Raw genomic sequence first — 15,507 nt, 5'->3', positions numbered from 1 at the left:
GGGGGAGGAGGCGTTATAGAGGTGATAAGCAAGAGTAAACCTATCGATGAGTCATCAATTAATGATTAAGAAAGATAATGTAAGTGGCTGATAGGATATAAAATTGAGATAGGCTTAAGCTCAGGTTTATTCAGTACTAAAAGCAAAAAAGAGAGCCGAAGCTCTCTTTTTCTAGGTGTTTGGTCGGACTGAGAGGATTTGAACCTCCGACCCCCGACACCCCATGACAATGAGCTATGTTTATTTAAGTTGTTGAAATAAATTAAAAATATATACTTTTCCTGTATATACAAACAGTGCTTTATTTGCAAAGTGCGCATTATATACATCAATGACTTACGAGAGGTTTTACCGTGGCTATACGGCGATTTCAGCGTGGGGCACATGCACCCAATCAATGTGGTTTCGCGTATATATCTGTGTTGATTTAGCATCGCTGTGAGCCATTCGAGATTGAGGATCAACGCCTTGCTTTTCGAATAAGTGAGCAGCCAGCGCGCGTATCTCGTGAAATGTTGGTCTTTGTTCGATCGGCAAATCTGATGCTATACCAAGCTCATCTCTTAATGATGAAAACGCTCGACTAAGATAATCAGGCGAAACTTGGGTTAAATGATCAACTTCTTTGCTCTGTTTGTTGCTTCGTTTTGTTGGTAGTCGATGAACAACGTAAGGGCTTGCTATGCTATCTCTACTCTCATCGATAATGGCTTTTAGCGTTTTCCCGATCGGGATTGCGACATGCGCTGCTTCTTTGTGCTGTACTTTTTGTCGATGAATATAAAGTATTCCGTAAATGCCATTTTCTGGCACTTCATGCCAGACGCAGCCGCACAGACCGTTTTGCGGTTTTTTAATTGAATAACGAATTCTGGAAACTTCTAAACGCGCTTGCGTGGTTTGCATGGCCAGTTCCATGGCTGTCTTTAGCCACAAATCAGCGGCATTTCTTATCGCAATAAAATCGTCAAGTGAAAGCCGTTTTCGTTGTTTTGGAGCCGTTCTGCGCATTTTCTTTCGAGCTGCTGGGTTATCAAGCATAAGCGATTGATCGACAGCATAACTAAATATCTTCTTCAAAAACGAGATCTTTCTGTTTTGCACATTTGCAGACGCAGACTCATGATAAGTTTTTATGTATTCATTAACATGCTCAAGCTCAATATCGCAACATGCTAGTGAACTAAAAAACGCCTTCACTCTTTCGGCGTCATTCTTCCAATCCGCCAGTGTGTTTGCCGCTGGTGCTTCATCTTCAATAATTCTTGCCATTAATTGATCTATGTAATCAGCAAGAGGTCTACCTTCGCCGGACTTTCCTCCTGACTCTTTCACAAGAGAATCAACGGATACTGTTATTTCAGGGCGTAACCTAGCGTTGTATTCTCTTGCTATCGCAATGGCAATAGCTCTATCTGAGCCAAGGGTTTTCTTTTTCCCGTTAATAAGAGTAAATCGATATTTGCCCGTGTCCTTCTCGAAATACAAGAAATCAGGAAGATGCCGGTTATTTCTTTTTCTTGGTCTTGCCGCCATTTCAGCTTTCTCCAATTAACTGGTTAACAGCCGATGAGATATCAGAGTCAACCCCCCATCGTTCGGAAGATGCCACCCATGCGCCTCCATCCACAATCTTTCCTTTAAGTTTTCCTATTTCGATCCAGCGCTTTATTGTTCTATTGTCGGGGATGGAATTAATTTCAAACTCACGCCTAGCCCACAAGGATGCTTTCATTAGTTTAGCCATGTAGCCTCCAATAAAGAAACAAATCCGCAGGAGCGGATTTAAGATTTGTTTGAATGGTTGTCAGTGGTTGTGTATGGGGTAGGTTGGGTTGTTATCAAACCCAATCACAAATTTTGATTCATCATCATCAAGTTTTGTTATCTCGACCATATCGAAACCTTGATCCCATAGCTCTTTAGCTTGTTCTTCGTTATAAATTTTTGAATCATTTTCCACATCAAAATTCTCGTAGTGATTGATAGCCATTTGCACGGTATAAGGGTGCCACTTGCCACCTTCTTTCATTGTTTTAATCCGCTTACGATTTAACTCGCGGGCAGCTCCAGCGAATGATCCTTCAGTTAAGTAAGCAAGTTCAACATGAAATCTTACTGATTTCCAAAAGTGGTGGCATTTAGCTTTGTATGCCTCGCCGCCGTTGGTTCCTTGGTGGTGGACTATTTTACGTTCGATCTCCATGCTTTTGTTCATCCATTTCTTTTTTGTTTGGGTGTGATTTACTTAGGGTTTCAATTGCCCAATCTATGGCGTGAGTAATTTGCTTTGGATTGAGCCCGGTCTCTTCAAATGTTCTGCTGTCTTCACCAGTTCGGTAACGCTGAAAATTGATGAGAACCTTGATGTTTTTAGTGTGCTCTTGATCAGAGTTCATTCTTAGCTACCCCTTATGATTTAATGGAAGAAATAATGTTGTGTTAAATATTCCGCATTCATCACCAGAAAGGGCCGAGCTTGTTGCATCGATAACATACTGCTCATTACCTGAGTTTACTGCTATCTCATGGATCCAATCTCGGAGATTTGCGACCTCTTTTTGGCTTCTTTCTGCCTCATGGGCTTTTCTAATTGCATAATCACGAAGAGCCTCGCTAGGATTCATGTCTAAAAAAGGTTCTTGCTGGTTTATCATGCCGATCTCCAAGTTATAGTTATACAAGTTTATTTTTTCTTATCTTGACTGCCGATATGGGTTAGCGCGAACTCCGCGCTTTTCAGTTACGTCGGGATTGAATTGAACATCGCGGTTAACGCGATAAATGATTAGATTTTTTTGGGAACATGGTCGTTCTCTTCAATTTTGGTCGTGGATTTTTCGCCAAGCTTCACGTCTGGCGTTATTTTTTACTTAGCCAAATTAGCAGCATGAGCCGCTACAGCAGTTAATTGGGGTATCAGGATGAGCGAATTCCCAAATGATTTTCCCGCAACAAATGCAGTTAAATCGAGTCTTTCCCGTAGATTGACGTTTGCGTTTTTTTCTTAGGCCAACAATTCCAGCAGCGGTAATCATCTTTCTTCGGTTGATGTTTTGCTTTTGGAATGTTCGGCGTGCAATTTCGTCAGTGTGATAGCGCGGAACAAAAACAAGCTTATTGCTCGAATCTTTTATGCAATATTCGGCGTCAAAATATGAATAGTTAAACGCATTTTTGTAGTCGAAATCAAAATGGTCATTACCATTAGCAAAGGCTAAGTCATTTCCATCGAACTTACCTGCAAGATAAGCAACATACTCATCGTTAGGATCGGTAAACTCTGGGTAGGTTTTCTCGATGTACTGACAATCAACTCGCCATTGAGCCAGTGCGTTTGCTGACTCAGCGCAGAGTGGCAATTCATCTTCGTTACGAAGATATCCATTATCGACATCTCTCTGCATTTCCTCTCTTGTATATATTTCGGCTTGATCGATGTTGGTTGTGTATCCGCAGTCATTAATTGCCCAAAATAGAAGGGTAGAGCCAACGTGTCCATTAGCTTTGTAGAATCTATTCTTCATTTTTTAGTCCTTCAATTTCCTTCATCAATTCTTCAACCTTGGCATGCGGACTTTCGTCATCACCTTCCCAAGGAAATTCGCCGCTAAATCCCATTATTGGTTTCATAATGTTGATGTAACCCTTAATGGATAAACCATCCAAATGCTTGCACTCATGCTCTGATTCAATGCGGCTCAATCCCTGCCTCTTGCATAGCTAGATAAATCGAGAGCATATGATGAACAGCGTTGGCGAATCGCTCAAATCCACCGATGATCTTGCGCCCTGATTTGGCGTGAGTAACTTCAAAGCTCCCGAATTGAACCATCGTCACGCATAAACCGTTAACTCCATCAACAAAAAAGGCCGGAACATCAGCGCGGCCTTTATTAGTTGGAATGTTTAGTGTTTTCATGCTGCCTTGCCTTTTGATAATGAATGAATATTAGCTTCAACAAGCGCTTGAGCAACTGGAGGAGGTACGGAGTTTCCACATCTTGCCACTTGGCTTGCTTTGCTTATTTTCTTGCCTTGTGAGTTATGAGTGATTTTGTAATCAGACGGGAAACCTTGAGCTGCAAATAACTCATGTGGCTCAAGCATACGCATGCCGACATCAACAATTTGATACTGCTCACCGCGAACCGTAACTAAACCAAAGCGGTCTTTTGTTGTTACAGTCCCCAGTGGCGATTGAAGATCTTCACCGAAGCTAGTGCCGTAATACTTAATTAGGAAGGCTCTCACTTCGCCTAGGTGTAAACCGCCGGCTGAAATTGTGTGCAGCGGTTCATCTGTTGGGTGACCTACGTTTGTTCCACGCAGTTTAACCATGTGGCTGGTTACTAGTGCTTGCGTATTTGCTGTGCCAGGTCTTTTTTGTTCGCCACCGGATGTGATGGTATGAACTGGCGTTTCAATATCATAACCAACGCTTCCAGAGCGGAACTTTGTCATAAACGCCATAACCAGTGCGTTATGATCTGTCGTTGTCACGGTCGCTAATGGCTCTCTTAAATCTGAACCAGTAACGCCTGTGTAGTGCTTGGCAATAAATGCACATTCGCCGTTAACGACAAATGGTGAATCTGTACCGAATACAAACTTTTCCAAACCTTTTGCGATACGCTCCATTGTTTTTTCGGCAAGTGGCTTTTCTCTGCCGAATATTGATTTGACTGGAATCGACCAATCAATGATATCTGCTGCGGTAGCGTAAGGAATTAGACCAGAACCCTTTGGTCCGTGCGTTGGCTCTGGCCAGTTAATTGGGTTTTTATCGTTTCTAGCCACTAGGAAAAAGCGCTTACGAATGGTTGGCGCACCGTAATCACAAGCGTGAAGAACTCGATAATCGACATTGTAACCAAGCCCTTTCTCAAGTTTTTCATACGGAAAGGTTTCCCCTAGCGCATAGCGTATTTCTTCCCATGCTGGGTGTTGTTTCTCCAATCCAGTAGTAAGTACTTTTACAAAAGCCTCGAACGTTTCACCTTTTCGATCAGGGCATGGCTTGAACTTCCCTTCTTCAACTTCAACAACTGGCCCCCAAGTCATAAATTCTTCAACGTTCTCAAGCATGATGATGCGAACCGGCACAAGTGCGGCCCACCGAATAGCAACCCAAGCAAGTCCGCGAATGTTTTTATCAACGGGTCGATTACCCTTGGCTTTAGAGAAGTGCTTACAATCCGGCGAAAACCAAGCTAAACCAACCGGACGCCCTTCGCATGCTTCTTCTGGATCAACATCCCAAACCGATTCGCAATAGTGCTTCGTTTCTGGGTGATTCATTTTATGCATATCAATCGCAGCAGGATCGTGATTAATCGCGATATCAACATGACGATTAAGGCCAAGCTCCATTCCGGTGGATGCGCCGCCACCGCCGGCAAAATTATCTACAACTATTTCAGGAATAAACACACTATTTCCTCGCAAGAAAAAAGCGCCGTAAGCGCTTTATTAAGTAATCAGTTTTCGCCTTGTCCATGCAAAGGGCGGTCTTTCTGGTAGAACCCAAAGGTGCCTCATGTTGGCATCATTAACTAGCTCGGAATCTTCGGGGTAAACTTCGACAGCAAGCGAATCTCCGTAACCAACAGCTGACTTAATCGCTTGTAATTCATCGAATGTTAAGCCGTCTTTCCAGTTTTTACCTTTACGCTTTGTGCTGTTGATGGAAATACGAATAACGCCATTTTTTTCCATAAAGATTTGAACTAAAAATTGAGCGCTTAGGTAAACAAAAATAGGTTCTTGTTTGCCTCGTGCTGGTGGCCATTGTGATTTTGGTACTGATTTGAATGGCTTTAGTTGCATTTATTTTCTCACTCCTTTTCCCCAGCATACATATTGAAGCTGGCATTCTTTCTCCCTCCTTTACTAGCATCAGTATTACTAAAGAAAAAGAGAGATTTGCTTGACTGGTCACCTTCCATGATAGCCTTCATCTCATTTTGAAATTCAAGATCGCTAATTCGCTTTAGCGCTTCTGCTTTTCTTGTGTCACGATTTGATCTTTGGTTAGCCAAAGAGGGACCCGGGCGTAAAGCCATTACGCCTTCAACAGCTTTTTGAATGTCAGTCATTATTCAACTACTCCACTTGTTATGCCGTATCCCTGAAGCTGCTTAAAACGCAGCCAAATAGCAGAAACATAAGTTGCCTGGAATCTGGCATCGTCTAATGCGGAGTGATGAACCCCTCCACGCACTAATGTGGATTTTGGATTGATACCTAAAATATCTCGTCCCATTTTTACGATGGTACGAACGTCTGTATCATTCCAATGCGAGAAGTTAGGTTTAATGCGACATGCTTCGAATGCATTACGCACAATCACATTGTCAAACTCTTTGCCGTTACCCCATAGATACAGATCATTTGATTCACCTTGTTCAGCTAGCCAGCCATTAAACTTTGTTAGCGCTTCTCTAAGAGAAAGCTTTGGAGTGTCCTTGGCGTAAATCGCTCGCGCTTCATCACTCTGTTGAAGCCACCAAACAACGGTAGAAGCGTCCATTTCACCGTAGTATGCCGAACTGCATAGGTTAACAACGGCATAAAACTCATTGCCGATTTCGCCAGTGTTTGGATTAAATACAACCGCCCCCAAACTCGTAATAGAGGCTTTGCTTCCTTTGCCCATGCATTCGATATCGAGCATGATCTCTACTGGGTTTGGAACCGCCCACCAAACATGCGGACCATCTTCTGTATCATGTATAGATAGAATGAACGATGACTTTGATGGTGGCGTTGGCTCCCAATCAAGGCAGGAGTCACCATCATCGAACCATCTGCTAATCACTTTTTCGCTTGCGTCTGATTCCATTGGCACTATTTTCATGGCAATGCCATTTTTAACCTCGAAAGCATAAAGCTCAGGAAGTGATACAACTTCGCCAAAATTCGGCAGCTCAGGATGAGTCCAAAATCCCATTCCATCGCGTTCTACAGGTAGTTTTTTAATGGTCATAATTTGATTGCTCTTATTTACATTAACTCGCTTGCTTCTTTAGCAAACATATTTAAAAACTCAGGCGTGATGGTTAGCCCTTCTGGCAGCTCTCGACTGACTCCCCATCCGCTTCCATTATTTTCAGTTTTAATTAACGTTAAGCTTCGAACGTTTCTCAATGCTATAAAACTAAAGTAAGGGGCGGATATGTTCACTTGCCCGAACTCTGTTTGATGGGTTTCCATTCCGATATTCATATCTATCCATCCAAGCGTTTCATACATTTATCTAGAGCTTCACCTTCTACCTTGCCAACGATTTTGAATTGCTCACGCTTCACGGTTGATTGCCAACGCATATCAGCAGCGTGAGAAGTGATAACAAAGGGTTCTACAGAAATGACCACGGCGCTATCGTATCGACCGCAGCCACTAGCCAATTGATAATCAGGCTTTATTGGTGCAACTACGTCACCAACATTTAAATGCCGCAATCTTGCGTCCTCGAACTTGACTAGTCGGCGAGAGGTATCATCTTCTGCACGGTCATGCATTTTGACTAAATACGTTGCTGGACTGTGCTGGCAAATACCATCGACAAAACCGCCGTGGATATCAGTTGAAAGCGAGTACACTTCTAACTCCGTACCAATTTCAAACGGTGGCACAGGTTTGTAAGTCTCAAACCATTCTTTGATAGCGTTATCGAGTTCAGCACGGATACATCTGTCTACGACTTCCATGTCTTCAACGAACGACAAATCAACATCCCAGCATAAACCATAGACGTCCATATTCTTTGCCAGTTCGTATGGGTCAATCCCGTACTCATAAAAATTGGCGATGTCTTTCGCAAAGTACTTGATATCATCGTCATCAATACTGTTTTGCATGCTGCTAACAGCTTTCAGAGCGCCGGCCTTCTTAATATCATCAGTAAGCTCTGGACGTGGCGGGATTTGCTCGCCATTAGCATTGTATAAAGTGTTCACTAGTAAATTCCTCGCAAGAAAAAGCCCTCACATCGAGGGCTTAGTGTTAAAGTAAACTAATGATTAAGATTCAAACGTACCAATAAAGGTATCCAATTCATATTCGCTCTTGGCGAACTCACCGATCAGCTTATCCTTAAATTCTTCAGCCATTTCTTCTTCATGTTGCTCTAACTTCTTAATGCGAAGAACAAGCACTTCGTTGCTAATGGCGCTCATACGCATTTCGAAAGTGCGCTCCTTGAGCCCAAGATAGGGGACGCAGGTAAACTTGAACACTGCTGGCATTGGTAGTTCGCCTTTGCTTCGCACCGCCATAGATTCGTACTCGCTTTGGTGATGAGAAAAATCATCAACCGAGGTTTCGCGTCCTTGTTTTGCTTCGAAGGTCATATTGCGCACTGCTGATGATGCGATCGCGTTTTCGATCTTTTCACCTGCTGCAGTAAATACTTGGATAAAATCGCTATAGTCTTCAATCCACTCCGCCAGCTTTTTTTGACCCTGTTGGCGTTCATTGATAGAGAGTAGATTGCTAAATAGTGACGTCTTCTTAAGTTGTAGATTTGCACGATGCTTACAGTGACCGGGGGTGGACTGAGTTCCAAGATCAAAGATTGTTTGTGCGCGCATTTTTTCCGCATCAACAAAACATTGGTTGCCTTCAAGCTGGTAATTTTCGTGATAGCGAACAAACTCATCTAAATTTGCAGTATGTAACGTGCCGCGAAACTGATTGCGATTTGGCATCATGTGTTCCAAATCGACAAGTTTATAAGACTCAGGCAGAGCGATAGAAGGGAAGGTTTCGTGCTTGGCTAGTGCGTCTAAAAACTCTGGTGCATGGCCGATGTGCTGGATATGTTCAATGGCTTCTTTGTTTAGCATTTTAATTTCTCTTGATTGATGGTTGTTTGATTGGCGCTTGATGAATTAACGGCTGGTGGAATTAGCGTACCTCGCGGAGCTTTCCTTCTTCTTGAATTACCATTTGCCCGCGAATATCTTCTTTCGGACGGTCATAGGTCAGCTTCCCGCCCTTGCCGATATAAGCAACAGATTGGTATTGGAAATCTTCACTTTTGTTACCAAAGCCCGTTTTTGGCTCTTTCACGCTCATGTTAAATGTGATTTCGACCATTTCGTTGTTGGTACCCATTGGCTTAAGTTTCATGTCTATTTTCACGTTGCCAACTTTATCGCTGTATGAAACAGCGCGTGACACGTTTGATAGCGCAAGGCCAACGACATTGGAGATAACTCCACCATCTAGCTCCTGCATTAATTTAGGATAGTTAGTTGTACGGTCCTCAATGCTGAGGTTTCCGGCTTCTGGCTTTGACATTTTAGTGTCCTCTTGTTTAGTAAGCTGAAATGATCAGTAAAAAAGCGATTAGAGTTACCACCAATAGCTTTCTTGCTTCTTTGGCTCTCTTTGCTTCCCATTCAAAGTTTGATTGGTTTTTATTTCGCATAGGTTCCGCCTAAAAAGAACCCCCAGGAACGGGGGCGAAAGTCAGTGGTAAGTTAGATGGCACCCCGTAGAGGAATCGAACCTCTCACGTCCTTCCAACTTTTTACGTACTAGCTTAGAAGGCTAGTGTTGGCATACGGGGCAATATTTAATTCTTTGGCTAATGTTTCTAGTTCAATGCGAAATTGACGTTTATTGTCGTTAGCATCAAGCCCTTCATCCATACCCATGCCAATTCCATGAGAAGTGCAGTACTCAATCATTGCTGCCAACGATTCTTTAGCATCATCTGACAAGTCTTCTAATTTCATTGTGCCTCCCTACATTTCATTAGTGGTTTGAGTGAATGAAGCCCCGTACAGAATTTGAATCTGTAACCCTCGGATTAGAAGTGCTCTCTCCAATTGAGCTAACGGGCAAAATGGTGCAAGTTGCGGAATCGAACCGACGACATAATGATTAAATAATCATTCGCTCTACCACTGAGCTAAACTTGCGTTTTTTTGAAAGCGGTCTGCGCTAGGTTGTCAGAGCTAGCTATTTTTGTTTGATCATATAGGTGACTCAAACCGCTTTAAAAATAGGTGATACCAGCACCCTGTTAGAACAACTGTCGTCACGTTAGCGCGAGAAGGTGTATCTGGCATCGGTTTACTCGGTCTACACAAGGCGGATATTACACATCGTTATTAGAGTTCAGATGCTTTTCCCCAGCCAATCTGGTACTTGCTCACAACAGGGCTACTTAGCTCTACCTGTTCACCCAAATGAGCGCTTTCCCTTCGAGGTTCTAACTTACAGACTCGGTTAATACCCCCGATTTTTGCGCATTGCGCTCCATCGAGGTTTTTTTGTTCTTTGCTTTCTAAGGTGATCGCCAATTCGTTGGTTGACTCTTGTGTTTGAGTCAGGGAGACGACCATTCTTGTAATACTTCTTAATGCCTCGGATGTGCATTGGCTTTTTTGATATTGATTCAGGGCGAATCTTTGGCTGATTTGATTCTTGGTAATAGTTCAGCCACCAGTAATCACGCTTAGATTCCCATTCTTCAAGAACATCCCAAGGCTGTTTATTTAATGCTTGCCCATAGTGAATGCAACGGCTTATTACCCACTGGAATTGTTTATAAAGCTCGTTTTTGTCACGCATTGGACGAGAATCTTTCCCAGCATTTCGAGCGTCTCTCATGTACGCTTCTTTCAGAGATTTGTAGCCTTTGGTTTGGCTAAAATATTTCCAATCAACGTTCATGAAGTACCTCATAAAACCGTAAATTTTGTATTTTGAAAGCGGTCTGGAGTGGCTAACAGGCTTCGATATTGAAACGGGCTTAGTGATCAATCTTCTCAGTTTCACACCCCAGCCTCGATGACTTGAGTTTGCTTTTCCTATTTGAATTCCATATGAGTCTCGCGTCTCTCGCGCCAGACCGCTTTCAAAATCCCCGACTTTCCGAGGAGTCATACGGTTACGCCGTCCGTAGTTTGCGCTGGCAACGCGATAAGCGATCTAACCAACAAACCGATTTTTGCAGTCTTTCCCGCTGTCATAATGCTCACCAAGCAAGGAGGACTCGGCGCATTCCGTTGTGATTTACTGCTAGTCTACGTACCAAATTCGTGGAAAGAGAATTTAGTCAACAGTTTCCCCACAGCAGGGCGCGGTTTACGTCATCAACTTCGATTTACCCGTCTTTTGCTAGCACATCCAAGATGCTTTGATGTGAGTGAAAGTCAATATTAAAAAACCAATAGTTAAAAGGATTTTACAATCACTCACTCAAAGCACCCTTAGATTTGAAAGCCCTTTAAACAGAATCTACGGCTAATTGCCTCCGCTGTGTGGGAAATAAAGGGCTTTCAAATTGGCTCTGTTTCCAGAGCGTAAAAAATAATCCGAGACATATGCATTCTTAATTCGGGATGCCAGCTATTTTTCAGCGCACTGCCAATGCACTTCACCATATGTGATTACTGGACTTACTCCCAACTGAGTAAGGTTTTGTATTTTTATGTGTTGGCTTCACACCCAAGTTATCGGGGTCAGATTTGTTTTCTATCTGCTTATCACAGCAAGAAAACTCGGATTATTGGTTATTCATTTTTGTTTCTACCTATCCGCCGAAACTAGGCGGTGCTTGCTCACTTATCGGGTCATCCTCTCGGTTAAGCCATCCAGCAAATATCATTTCTATTATCTGTAAGTCCTGATACCCGGTCGCCGCAGGGGTGAGTAGTTAATTTCGCTAGATTCATTTCCACCGCTAGCGGTTGCTCGGTGTGACCTCTTTGGTACCGTCATCGATGTCGGTACCATAAGTAATCGTTCATGGCGCAAATTGTTAAAGAGCTAAGGCGTTGTGCCTTGGATGATCAAAATGTACCACAAGTACAATTATTGTAAAGAACCAAAAGTACATTATTTTCCTTTTTATATGAACTATGACTAAAGTCACAAATTTCAGGCACAAAAAAACCGCCATTACGCTAACACCGATCAGTTAAGCAAATGATCAGTTGAACGATCCTGTGATTGGTTGAAAATACCCTCAAGCATTTCATGTTTGAGGGTATTTTTTATGTTGGCTCACTGGCTTATTGATGTTGATGACTTCGCTTCTCCTGATTCACTTGCGCTTTTTCAAAAAGAGCTTCCATTGGAATGGATAAATCAAGCACTTGATGAAACGAATAAAGCCAGCATGAGAAGACGAAAGCTACCTGCTGAGTTGGTCGTGTGGCTGCTAGTGGGTATTGGCTTATATCGCGACAGACCGATTACTGACGTTTTGGACAAGTTAGACTTAAAACTGTCCAGCTCTTTAGGTGAATCCATTGCGCCAAGTGCCATTCCTCAAGCCAGAAAACGTCTCACGGCAGAGCCACTAAAAGCGCTATTTACTATGACTGCTCAACACTGGACCCAGTCCGAAGATAGTGAGGATAAATGGTTTGGTTTAAGACTGTTTTCAGTTGATGGAACTCAATTTAGAACCCATGATACCGAGGCGCTTGCAGAGCATTATCAGTACGTAAAGCACAGTAAAAATCATCACACCGAATACCCTATTGTTCGGCTATGCGCGCTTTGTTCTCTTCGCAGCCGCTTACTCCATGATGTCGCTTTTGGCCCTAGTTCAACCGGAGAAGTGAGCTACGCTAAACAGTTAATCTCATCAACAATGCCTAACTCCCTCACAATTTTTGACCGATGTTATTTAAGTGCCGAGCTAATGATTAACTGGCAGCGTCAACACGGCTCTAGTCACTGGATGACCCCAATAAAATCGAATACACAGTATGAGGTCATTAGGAAACTAGACAAGGAGGGACGAGATTTAATTGTCGAAATGGATGTTTCACAACATGCGCGCAAGCAAGCCCCAACTCTCCCAGAGAAATGGCAAGCGAGATTGGCCTTATATCCTGAATCAGAGCAACCTACCCATATAAAAGGCGTACTCACTTCTTTAACAGATAGCCAATATGACCTTCAATCCCTGTTGGATGTTTACTTCGAACGTTGGGAAATTGAGAGCAGTTATGGAGAGATAAAGCACGACATGCTAGAGGATGAACTTCTTCTCCGAAGCCAGTCTGTAGAAGGGATAGAACAAGAGGTATGGGGAATACTGATTGCTTACAATCTGGTTCGCTTAGAAATCAGCCGCATTGCGAAAGAAGCCAAGGTATCACCTCTTCGGATAAGCTTTATGATGGCACTTCGAGATATCCAAGATGAACTGATGTGGTGTGCGATAGCCTCACCCGGCTCAATCCCTAAAAAGCTGAGGGCAATGCGAGAGCGAGTAAAGCGTTACATTCTGCCAGAACGAAAAAAACGGCCCAAATCCAGGACCGTTCGTATGAGTAAAACTCGCTACCCTGTTCGCTCCAAACACGTTAAGTGATAGGAGTTAGCCATTACGCGGCTCTTTAATGTGAAGAATTTTAGAATCGGTAGCCAACACCAACAGTCCAAGTCCCAGCCTTTACTTCGTTGAATTTAGCGTATTCGTAAGAAGTATCTATTGTGAAGCGTTCGCTTACATCAAACTGCAGTCCAGCCCCGTAAGCTATGTCCGTCTCGCTTTCGCTAAGGATAACAGTATATTTATTATTCTGTGCTGATAATGCTTTTGCTTTTCCGCTGGCCATTCCCACAAGACCATAAACGCTAAACTTTTCATTTGCTCTAAAGGTTGGACCTATCATATACGAGTAGTAATCTAGATCTAAAATTAAAGAAGAGTTTGCAGCAGGGTAGCTTTTGTCCATTCCAGTGTAAGTAAATGATGCAATTAAACCGTAATTACTAGTGATGTCTTTACGATACTTAATATTAAACCCCATCGGGTTATCATTAAGATCTTGCGCAGATGTTTTAACGGTACTGTGTGAGAACCCGGTCGTAATTGCGCTCTTAAGTCGATTTTCATTATCGTAAGCAAAACCATAATTTGAGAATAGAGCGCTCAGGATCACCAAAGTGACTGTTTTTTTCATTATCTTATCCTTTTGCTACTTATCGTAGTTGACTAAAGCATAACCGAGTACCAAAACACTCGACCTATAATCGTAATGTTCTGCTCTAACACTTGGGAATCTGTATATTCCCTAGGAGGGTATTCAAGTTCGTTAAAGCTATATATGCGCATGCCGCCACCTGGCAACTTGTACAAGCGCTTAATAAAGAGCTCACCATTGTGATTGATGGCGAATATTTTTCCGTCTACCAGCACTTTATCGCCTGTGTTTATGCCAACAGTTGAGCCATCTGGAAGAACTGGCTCCATGCTATTGCCGTAAACAGCAACACAAACAGCGTTCTCAGGAGTAACGTTATATCGTCTTAGTGTGGATTTAGCAAAGCGTAGTCTGAATCCATTATCATGTTCTATATCACTAATAAATCCATTGCCAGCAGACAATTTAACATCAGACAAAAATGGTAAAGCGACTTCATCATCACCAATTGGCGTATTGCTATCCCAAACTTGCATATTTCCGAGCACTTCAGCATTTCCTTGGCGCTGGTGTTGCTCGTTTTTCCCGTACTCAAGCCAAAACAAACTAACTCCAAGAAATTCAGCTAGTTCGGCAATTTTATTTCGGCGCGGCATTGATTCCGCATTGAGCCATTTACTAACAGCTTTTGGTGTTACACCCAAGCGTTTAGCTAAAACAACTCCGCGTCCATGTTCTTCTATCCCAGCTTCTGAGCAGGCCTGTGCAAGCCTGTGGGAGAATTCTTTTCGCACAATTTCACTTTGAACCATGAGTTCAATATTAAAGCTTCTTGCATGTACTATCAGTTCTGTCATATTATGTACTTATTGTTCATTTTGTTGGTTTTAAATATGTTGAGAGAAGCGATTACATCTATTGGTGTCCAGAAAATATCTAACAGGTGCAAAGTCAGTGTTCGAGCTGTGTATAAGTGGTGCGAAAAAGGCGTCCTTCCTAGAACGGAGTACACCGGGGAAACGAACTATGCAGAGCAAATTGAAACGTTGTCAGAAGGCAAATATAGCAAAGAGCAACTATTGAACATCCCTCGGTAGATCAATTCTCCAATATAAAAGAATTAAATGTAACCACCAAATTAAGGGGCAAATGGTGAATAAGAAAGAAATGATTAACAAAACAATTGCTGGCGTAACTGGTGGTAAAGAGGTTGTCGCGGCTTTTCTAGGCATGTCGGTAGATGCCTTTAATAACCATTTATACGAAAAGAAAGGGCAACGATTTTTTAGTGTTGATGAGCTGGTGGAAATGTCTGAGTTCACTAATACGCCGTACATAGCAGACTATTTTGCTAGCCGCGTTAACCACATTGTCACTGAAATTCCAGAAGTTGCTGAGCTCGATAGCGTTGACATGTTTGATTGTCATTTGCATTTAAATGCAGTCAAAGGGCTTCTAGATAAAACGATTGAAGAGGCAAAGGAAGATGGTGTTTTCGATGAGAAAGAACGCAAGGCCATTAGAAGCTTAAAACGAGAGTACCAAGCCACTTTTGAAGCTTTCATGTTGAAACTGGATGCGTTGTATTCGGAGGTTAAGTAGT

Annotated in this window: 22 protein-coding genes and 3 tRNA genes; 2 read left to right on the top strand and 23 right to left on the bottom strand. The window is 42.7% G+C overall.

What is annotated here, in order from left to right:
• Positions 1-357: 357 nt before the first annotated feature.
• The 21 genes from BSR11_RS07335 to BSR11_RS07245 all read right to left on the bottom strand — a co-directional run bounded on the left by BSR11_RS07335 (position 358) and on the right by BSR11_RS07245 (position 10,689).
• Positions 358-1,536 carry a phage integrase Arm DNA-binding domain-containing protein gene (locus BSR11_RS07335; protein WP_072669780.1) on the bottom strand — a complete coding sequence of 393 codons (1,179 nt, stop codon included), beginning with the start codon at positions 1,534-1,536 and terminating at the stop codon, positions 358-360.
• 1 nt (position 1,537) lies between these two features.
• Positions 1,538-1,747 carry a hypothetical protein gene (locus BSR11_RS07330; protein ID WP_072669779.1) on the bottom strand — a complete coding sequence of 70 codons (210 nt, stop codon included), beginning with the start codon at positions 1,745-1,747 and terminating at the stop codon, positions 1,538-1,540.
• A 60-nt stretch (positions 1,748-1,807) separates the two neighbouring features.
• Positions 1,808-2,206, bottom strand: coding sequence for a hypothetical protein (locus BSR11_RS07325; RefSeq protein ID WP_072669778.1), 399 nt, complete (start codon positions 2,204-2,206; stop codon positions 1,808-1,810).
• On the bottom strand, positions 2,190-2,399 hold the full coding sequence (locus BSR11_RS07320) for a hypothetical protein (RefSeq protein ID WP_072669777.1): 210 nt from the start codon (positions 2,397-2,399) through the stop codon (positions 2,190-2,192). Before BSR11_RS07320 ends, BSR11_RS07325 begins: the two co-directional genes overlap by 17 nt.
• Positions 2,400-2,405: 6 nt before the next feature.
• Entirely contained in the window at positions 2,406-2,657 is a 252-nt protein-coding gene (locus BSR11_RS07315; protein ID WP_072669776.1) for a hypothetical protein, read from the bottom strand.
• 225 nt (positions 2,658-2,882) lie between these two features.
• Positions 2,883-3,527 carry a hypothetical protein gene (locus BSR11_RS07310; RefSeq protein WP_072669775.1) on the bottom strand — a complete coding sequence of 215 codons (645 nt, stop codon included), beginning with the start codon at positions 3,525-3,527 and terminating at the stop codon, positions 2,883-2,885.
• Positions 3,517-3,705 (bottom strand): hypothetical protein, encoded by a 189-nt coding sequence (locus BSR11_RS17125; RefSeq protein WP_139299815.1) that lies wholly within the window; start codon positions 3,703-3,705, stop codon positions 3,517-3,519. Before BSR11_RS17125 ends, BSR11_RS07310 begins: the two co-directional genes overlap by 11 nt.
• On the bottom strand, positions 3,692-3,922 hold the full coding sequence (locus BSR11_RS07305; RefSeq protein ID WP_072669774.1) for a hypothetical protein: 231 nt from the start codon (positions 3,920-3,922) through the stop codon (positions 3,692-3,694). The genes BSR11_RS17125 and BSR11_RS07305 overlap by 14 nt, the downstream gene beginning before the upstream one ends.
• Complete coding sequence (locus BSR11_RS07300) at positions 3,919-5,433, bottom strand: DNA cytosine methyltransferase (RefSeq protein WP_083544897.1); 1,515 nt, start codon at positions 5,431-5,433, stop codon at positions 3,919-3,921. Before BSR11_RS07300 ends, BSR11_RS07305 begins: the two co-directional genes overlap by 4 nt.
• A gap of 39 nt (positions 5,434-5,472) precedes the next feature.
• On the bottom strand, positions 5,473-5,829 hold the full coding sequence (locus BSR11_RS07295; protein WP_072669772.1) for a DUF7694 domain-containing protein: 357 nt from the start codon (positions 5,827-5,829) through the stop codon (positions 5,473-5,475).
• Positions 5,830-5,837: 8 nt separating this feature from the next.
• Positions 5,838-6,098, bottom strand: a complete 261-nt coding sequence (locus tag BSR11_RS07290; protein ID WP_072669771.1) for a hypothetical protein — start codon at positions 6,096-6,098, stop codon at positions 5,838-5,840.
• Positions 6,098-6,988, bottom strand: a complete 891-nt coding sequence (locus BSR11_RS17455) for a 3'-5' exonuclease (protein ID WP_240004052.1) — start codon at positions 6,986-6,988, stop codon at positions 6,098-6,100. Before BSR11_RS17455 ends, BSR11_RS07290 begins: the two co-directional genes overlap by 1 nt.
• A gap of 17 nt (positions 6,989-7,005) precedes the next feature.
• Positions 7,006-7,227, bottom strand: coding sequence for a hypothetical protein (locus BSR11_RS07280; RefSeq protein ID WP_238116698.1), 222 nt, complete (start codon positions 7,225-7,227; stop codon positions 7,006-7,008).
• 2 nt (positions 7,228-7,229) lie between these two features.
• Positions 7,230-7,961: a hypothetical protein gene (locus BSR11_RS07275; RefSeq protein WP_072669770.1), complete on the bottom strand. Its 732-nt coding sequence runs from the start codon at positions 7,959-7,961 to the stop codon at positions 7,230-7,232.
• 63 nt (positions 7,962-8,024) lie between these two features.
• Positions 8,025-8,849 (bottom strand): DUF2303 family protein, encoded by an 825-nt coding sequence (locus BSR11_RS07270; RefSeq protein WP_072669769.1) that lies wholly within the window; start codon positions 8,847-8,849, stop codon positions 8,025-8,027.
• 61 nt (positions 8,850-8,910) lie between these two features.
• Positions 8,911-9,306 carry a YfdP family phage-associated protein gene (locus tag BSR11_RS07265; RefSeq protein ID WP_072669768.1) on the bottom strand — a complete coding sequence of 132 codons (396 nt, stop codon included), beginning with the start codon at positions 9,304-9,306 and terminating at the stop codon, positions 8,911-8,913.
• A gap of 187 nt (positions 9,307-9,493) precedes the next feature.
• A tRNA-OTHER gene (locus tag BSR11_RS17290) sits at positions 9,494-9,578 on the bottom strand.
• Positions 9,546-9,746, bottom strand: coding sequence for a hypothetical protein (locus BSR11_RS07260; protein WP_072669767.1), 201 nt, complete (start codon positions 9,744-9,746; stop codon positions 9,546-9,548). Before BSR11_RS07260 ends, BSR11_RS17290 begins: the two co-directional genes overlap by 33 nt.
• A gap of 39 nt (positions 9,747-9,785) precedes the next feature.
• Positions 9,786-9,853 (bottom strand) — tRNA-OTHER (locus tag BSR11_RS07255).
• 4 nt (positions 9,854-9,857) lie between these two features.
• Positions 9,858-9,932, bottom strand: a tRNA-Asn gene (locus BSR11_RS07250).
• Between the two features lie 310 nt (positions 9,933-10,242).
• Positions 10,243-10,689, bottom strand: a complete 447-nt coding sequence (locus tag BSR11_RS07245; protein WP_139299814.1) for a hypothetical protein — start codon at positions 10,687-10,689, stop codon at positions 10,243-10,245.
• A 1,327-nt stretch (positions 10,690-12,016) separates the two neighbouring features.
• Here BSR11_RS07245 and BSR11_RS07240 point away from each other — a divergent pair.
• A complete protein-coding gene (locus BSR11_RS07240) occupies positions 12,017-13,348 on the top strand; it encodes an IS4 family transposase (protein WP_072669765.1) in 1,332 nt (443 codons plus the stop codon).
• A 40-nt stretch (positions 13,349-13,388) separates the two neighbouring features.
• Here BSR11_RS07240 and BSR11_RS07235 read toward each other — a convergent pair whose 3' ends face one another.
• Both BSR11_RS07235 and BSR11_RS07230 read right to left on the bottom strand, forming a co-directional pair.
• Positions 13,389-13,943, bottom strand: a complete 555-nt coding sequence (locus tag BSR11_RS07235; protein ID WP_072669764.1) for an Ail/Lom family outer membrane beta-barrel protein — start codon at positions 13,941-13,943, stop codon at positions 13,389-13,391.
• Between the two features lie 32 nt (positions 13,944-13,975).
• On the bottom strand, positions 13,976-14,761 hold the full coding sequence (locus BSR11_RS07230; protein ID WP_083544894.1) for a LexA family transcriptional regulator: 786 nt from the start codon (positions 14,759-14,761) through the stop codon (positions 13,976-13,978).
• 292 nt (positions 14,762-15,053) lie between these two features.
• Here BSR11_RS07230 and BSR11_RS07220 point away from each other — a divergent pair, with 292 nt between their 5' ends.
• Positions 15,054-15,506 carry a YmfL family putative regulatory protein gene (locus BSR11_RS07220; protein WP_072669762.1) on the top strand — a complete coding sequence of 151 codons (453 nt, stop codon included), beginning with the start codon at positions 15,054-15,056 and terminating at the stop codon, positions 15,504-15,506.
• The last annotated feature ends 1 nt before the right edge of the window (position 15,507 follow it).

It is taken from the genome of Vibrio injensis (genome assembly GCF_001895205.1).
GTDB lineage: Bacteria > Pseudomonadota > Gammaproteobacteria > Enterobacterales > Vibrionaceae > Vibrio > Vibrio injensis.
This window is presented reverse-complemented; position numbering and strand designations above follow the sequence as displayed.

Bases quoted from the DNA above. Each gene is read 5' to 3' on its own strand.
- BSR11_RS07265 (WP_072669768.1), bottom strand. From the start codon at position 9,306: ATGTCAAAGCCAGAAGCCGGAAACCTCAGCATTGAGGACCGTACAACT.
- BSR11_RS07230 (WP_083544894.1), bottom strand. From the start codon at position 14,761: ATGACAGAACTGATAGTACATGCAAGAAGCTTTAATATTGAACTCATG.
- BSR11_RS07240 (WP_072669765.1), top strand. From the start codon at position 12,017: ATGTTGGCTCACTGGCTTATTGATGTTGATGACTTCGCTTCTCCTGAT.
- BSR11_RS07235 (WP_072669764.1), bottom strand. From the start codon at position 13,943: ATGAAAAAAACAGTCACTTTGGTGATCCTGAGCGCTCTATTCTCAAAT.
- BSR11_RS07295 (WP_072669772.1), bottom strand. From the start codon at position 5,829: ATGCAACTAAAGCCATTCAAATCAGTACCAAAATCACAATGGCCACCA.
- BSR11_RS07315 (WP_072669776.1), bottom strand. From the start codon at position 2,657: ATGATAAACCAGCAAGAACCTTTTTTAGACATGAATCCTAGCGAGGCT.
- BSR11_RS07245 (WP_139299814.1), bottom strand. From the start codon at position 10,689: ATGAACGTTGATTGGAAATATTTTAGCCAAACCAAAGGCTACAAATCT.
- BSR11_RS07310 (WP_072669775.1), bottom strand. From the start codon at position 3,527: ATGAAGAATAGATTCTACAAAGCTAATGGACACGTTGGCTCTACCCTT.
- BSR11_RS07260 (WP_072669767.1), bottom strand. From the start codon at position 9,746: ATGAAATTAGAAGACTTGTCAGATGATGCTAAAGAATCGTTGGCAGCA.
- BSR11_RS07220 (WP_072669762.1), top strand. From the start codon at position 15,054: ATGGTGAATAAGAAAGAAATGATTAACAAAACAATTGCTGGCGTAACT.
- BSR11_RS07320 (WP_072669777.1), bottom strand. From the start codon at position 2,399: ATGAACTCTGATCAAGAGCACACTAAAAACATCAAGGTTCTCATCAAT.
- BSR11_RS07305 (WP_072669774.1), bottom strand. From the start codon at position 3,922: ATGAAAACACTAAACATTCCAACTAATAAAGGCCGCGCTGATGTTCCG.
- BSR11_RS17455 (WP_240004052.1), bottom strand. From the start codon at position 6,988: ATGACCATTAAAAAACTACCTGTAGAACGCGATGGAATGGGATTTTGG.
- BSR11_RS07330 (WP_072669779.1), bottom strand. From the start codon at position 1,747: ATGGCTAAACTAATGAAAGCATCCTTGTGGGCTAGGCGTGAGTTTGAA.
- BSR11_RS07270 (WP_072669769.1), bottom strand. From the start codon at position 8,849: ATGCTAAACAAAGAAGCCATTGAACATATCCAGCACATCGGCCATGCA.
- BSR11_RS07335 (WP_072669780.1), bottom strand. From the start codon at position 1,536: ATGGCGGCAAGACCAAGAAAAAGAAATAACCGGCATCTTCCTGATTTC.
- BSR11_RS07280 (WP_238116698.1), bottom strand. From the start codon at position 7,227: ATGAATATCGGAATGGAAACCCATCAAACAGAGTTCGGGCAAGTGAAC.
- BSR11_RS07290 (WP_072669771.1), bottom strand. From the start codon at position 6,098: ATGACTGACATTCAAAAAGCTGTTGAAGGCGTAATGGCTTTACGCCCG.
- BSR11_RS07325 (WP_072669778.1), bottom strand. From the start codon at position 2,206: ATGGAGATCGAACGTAAAATAGTCCACCACCAAGGAACCAACGGCGGC.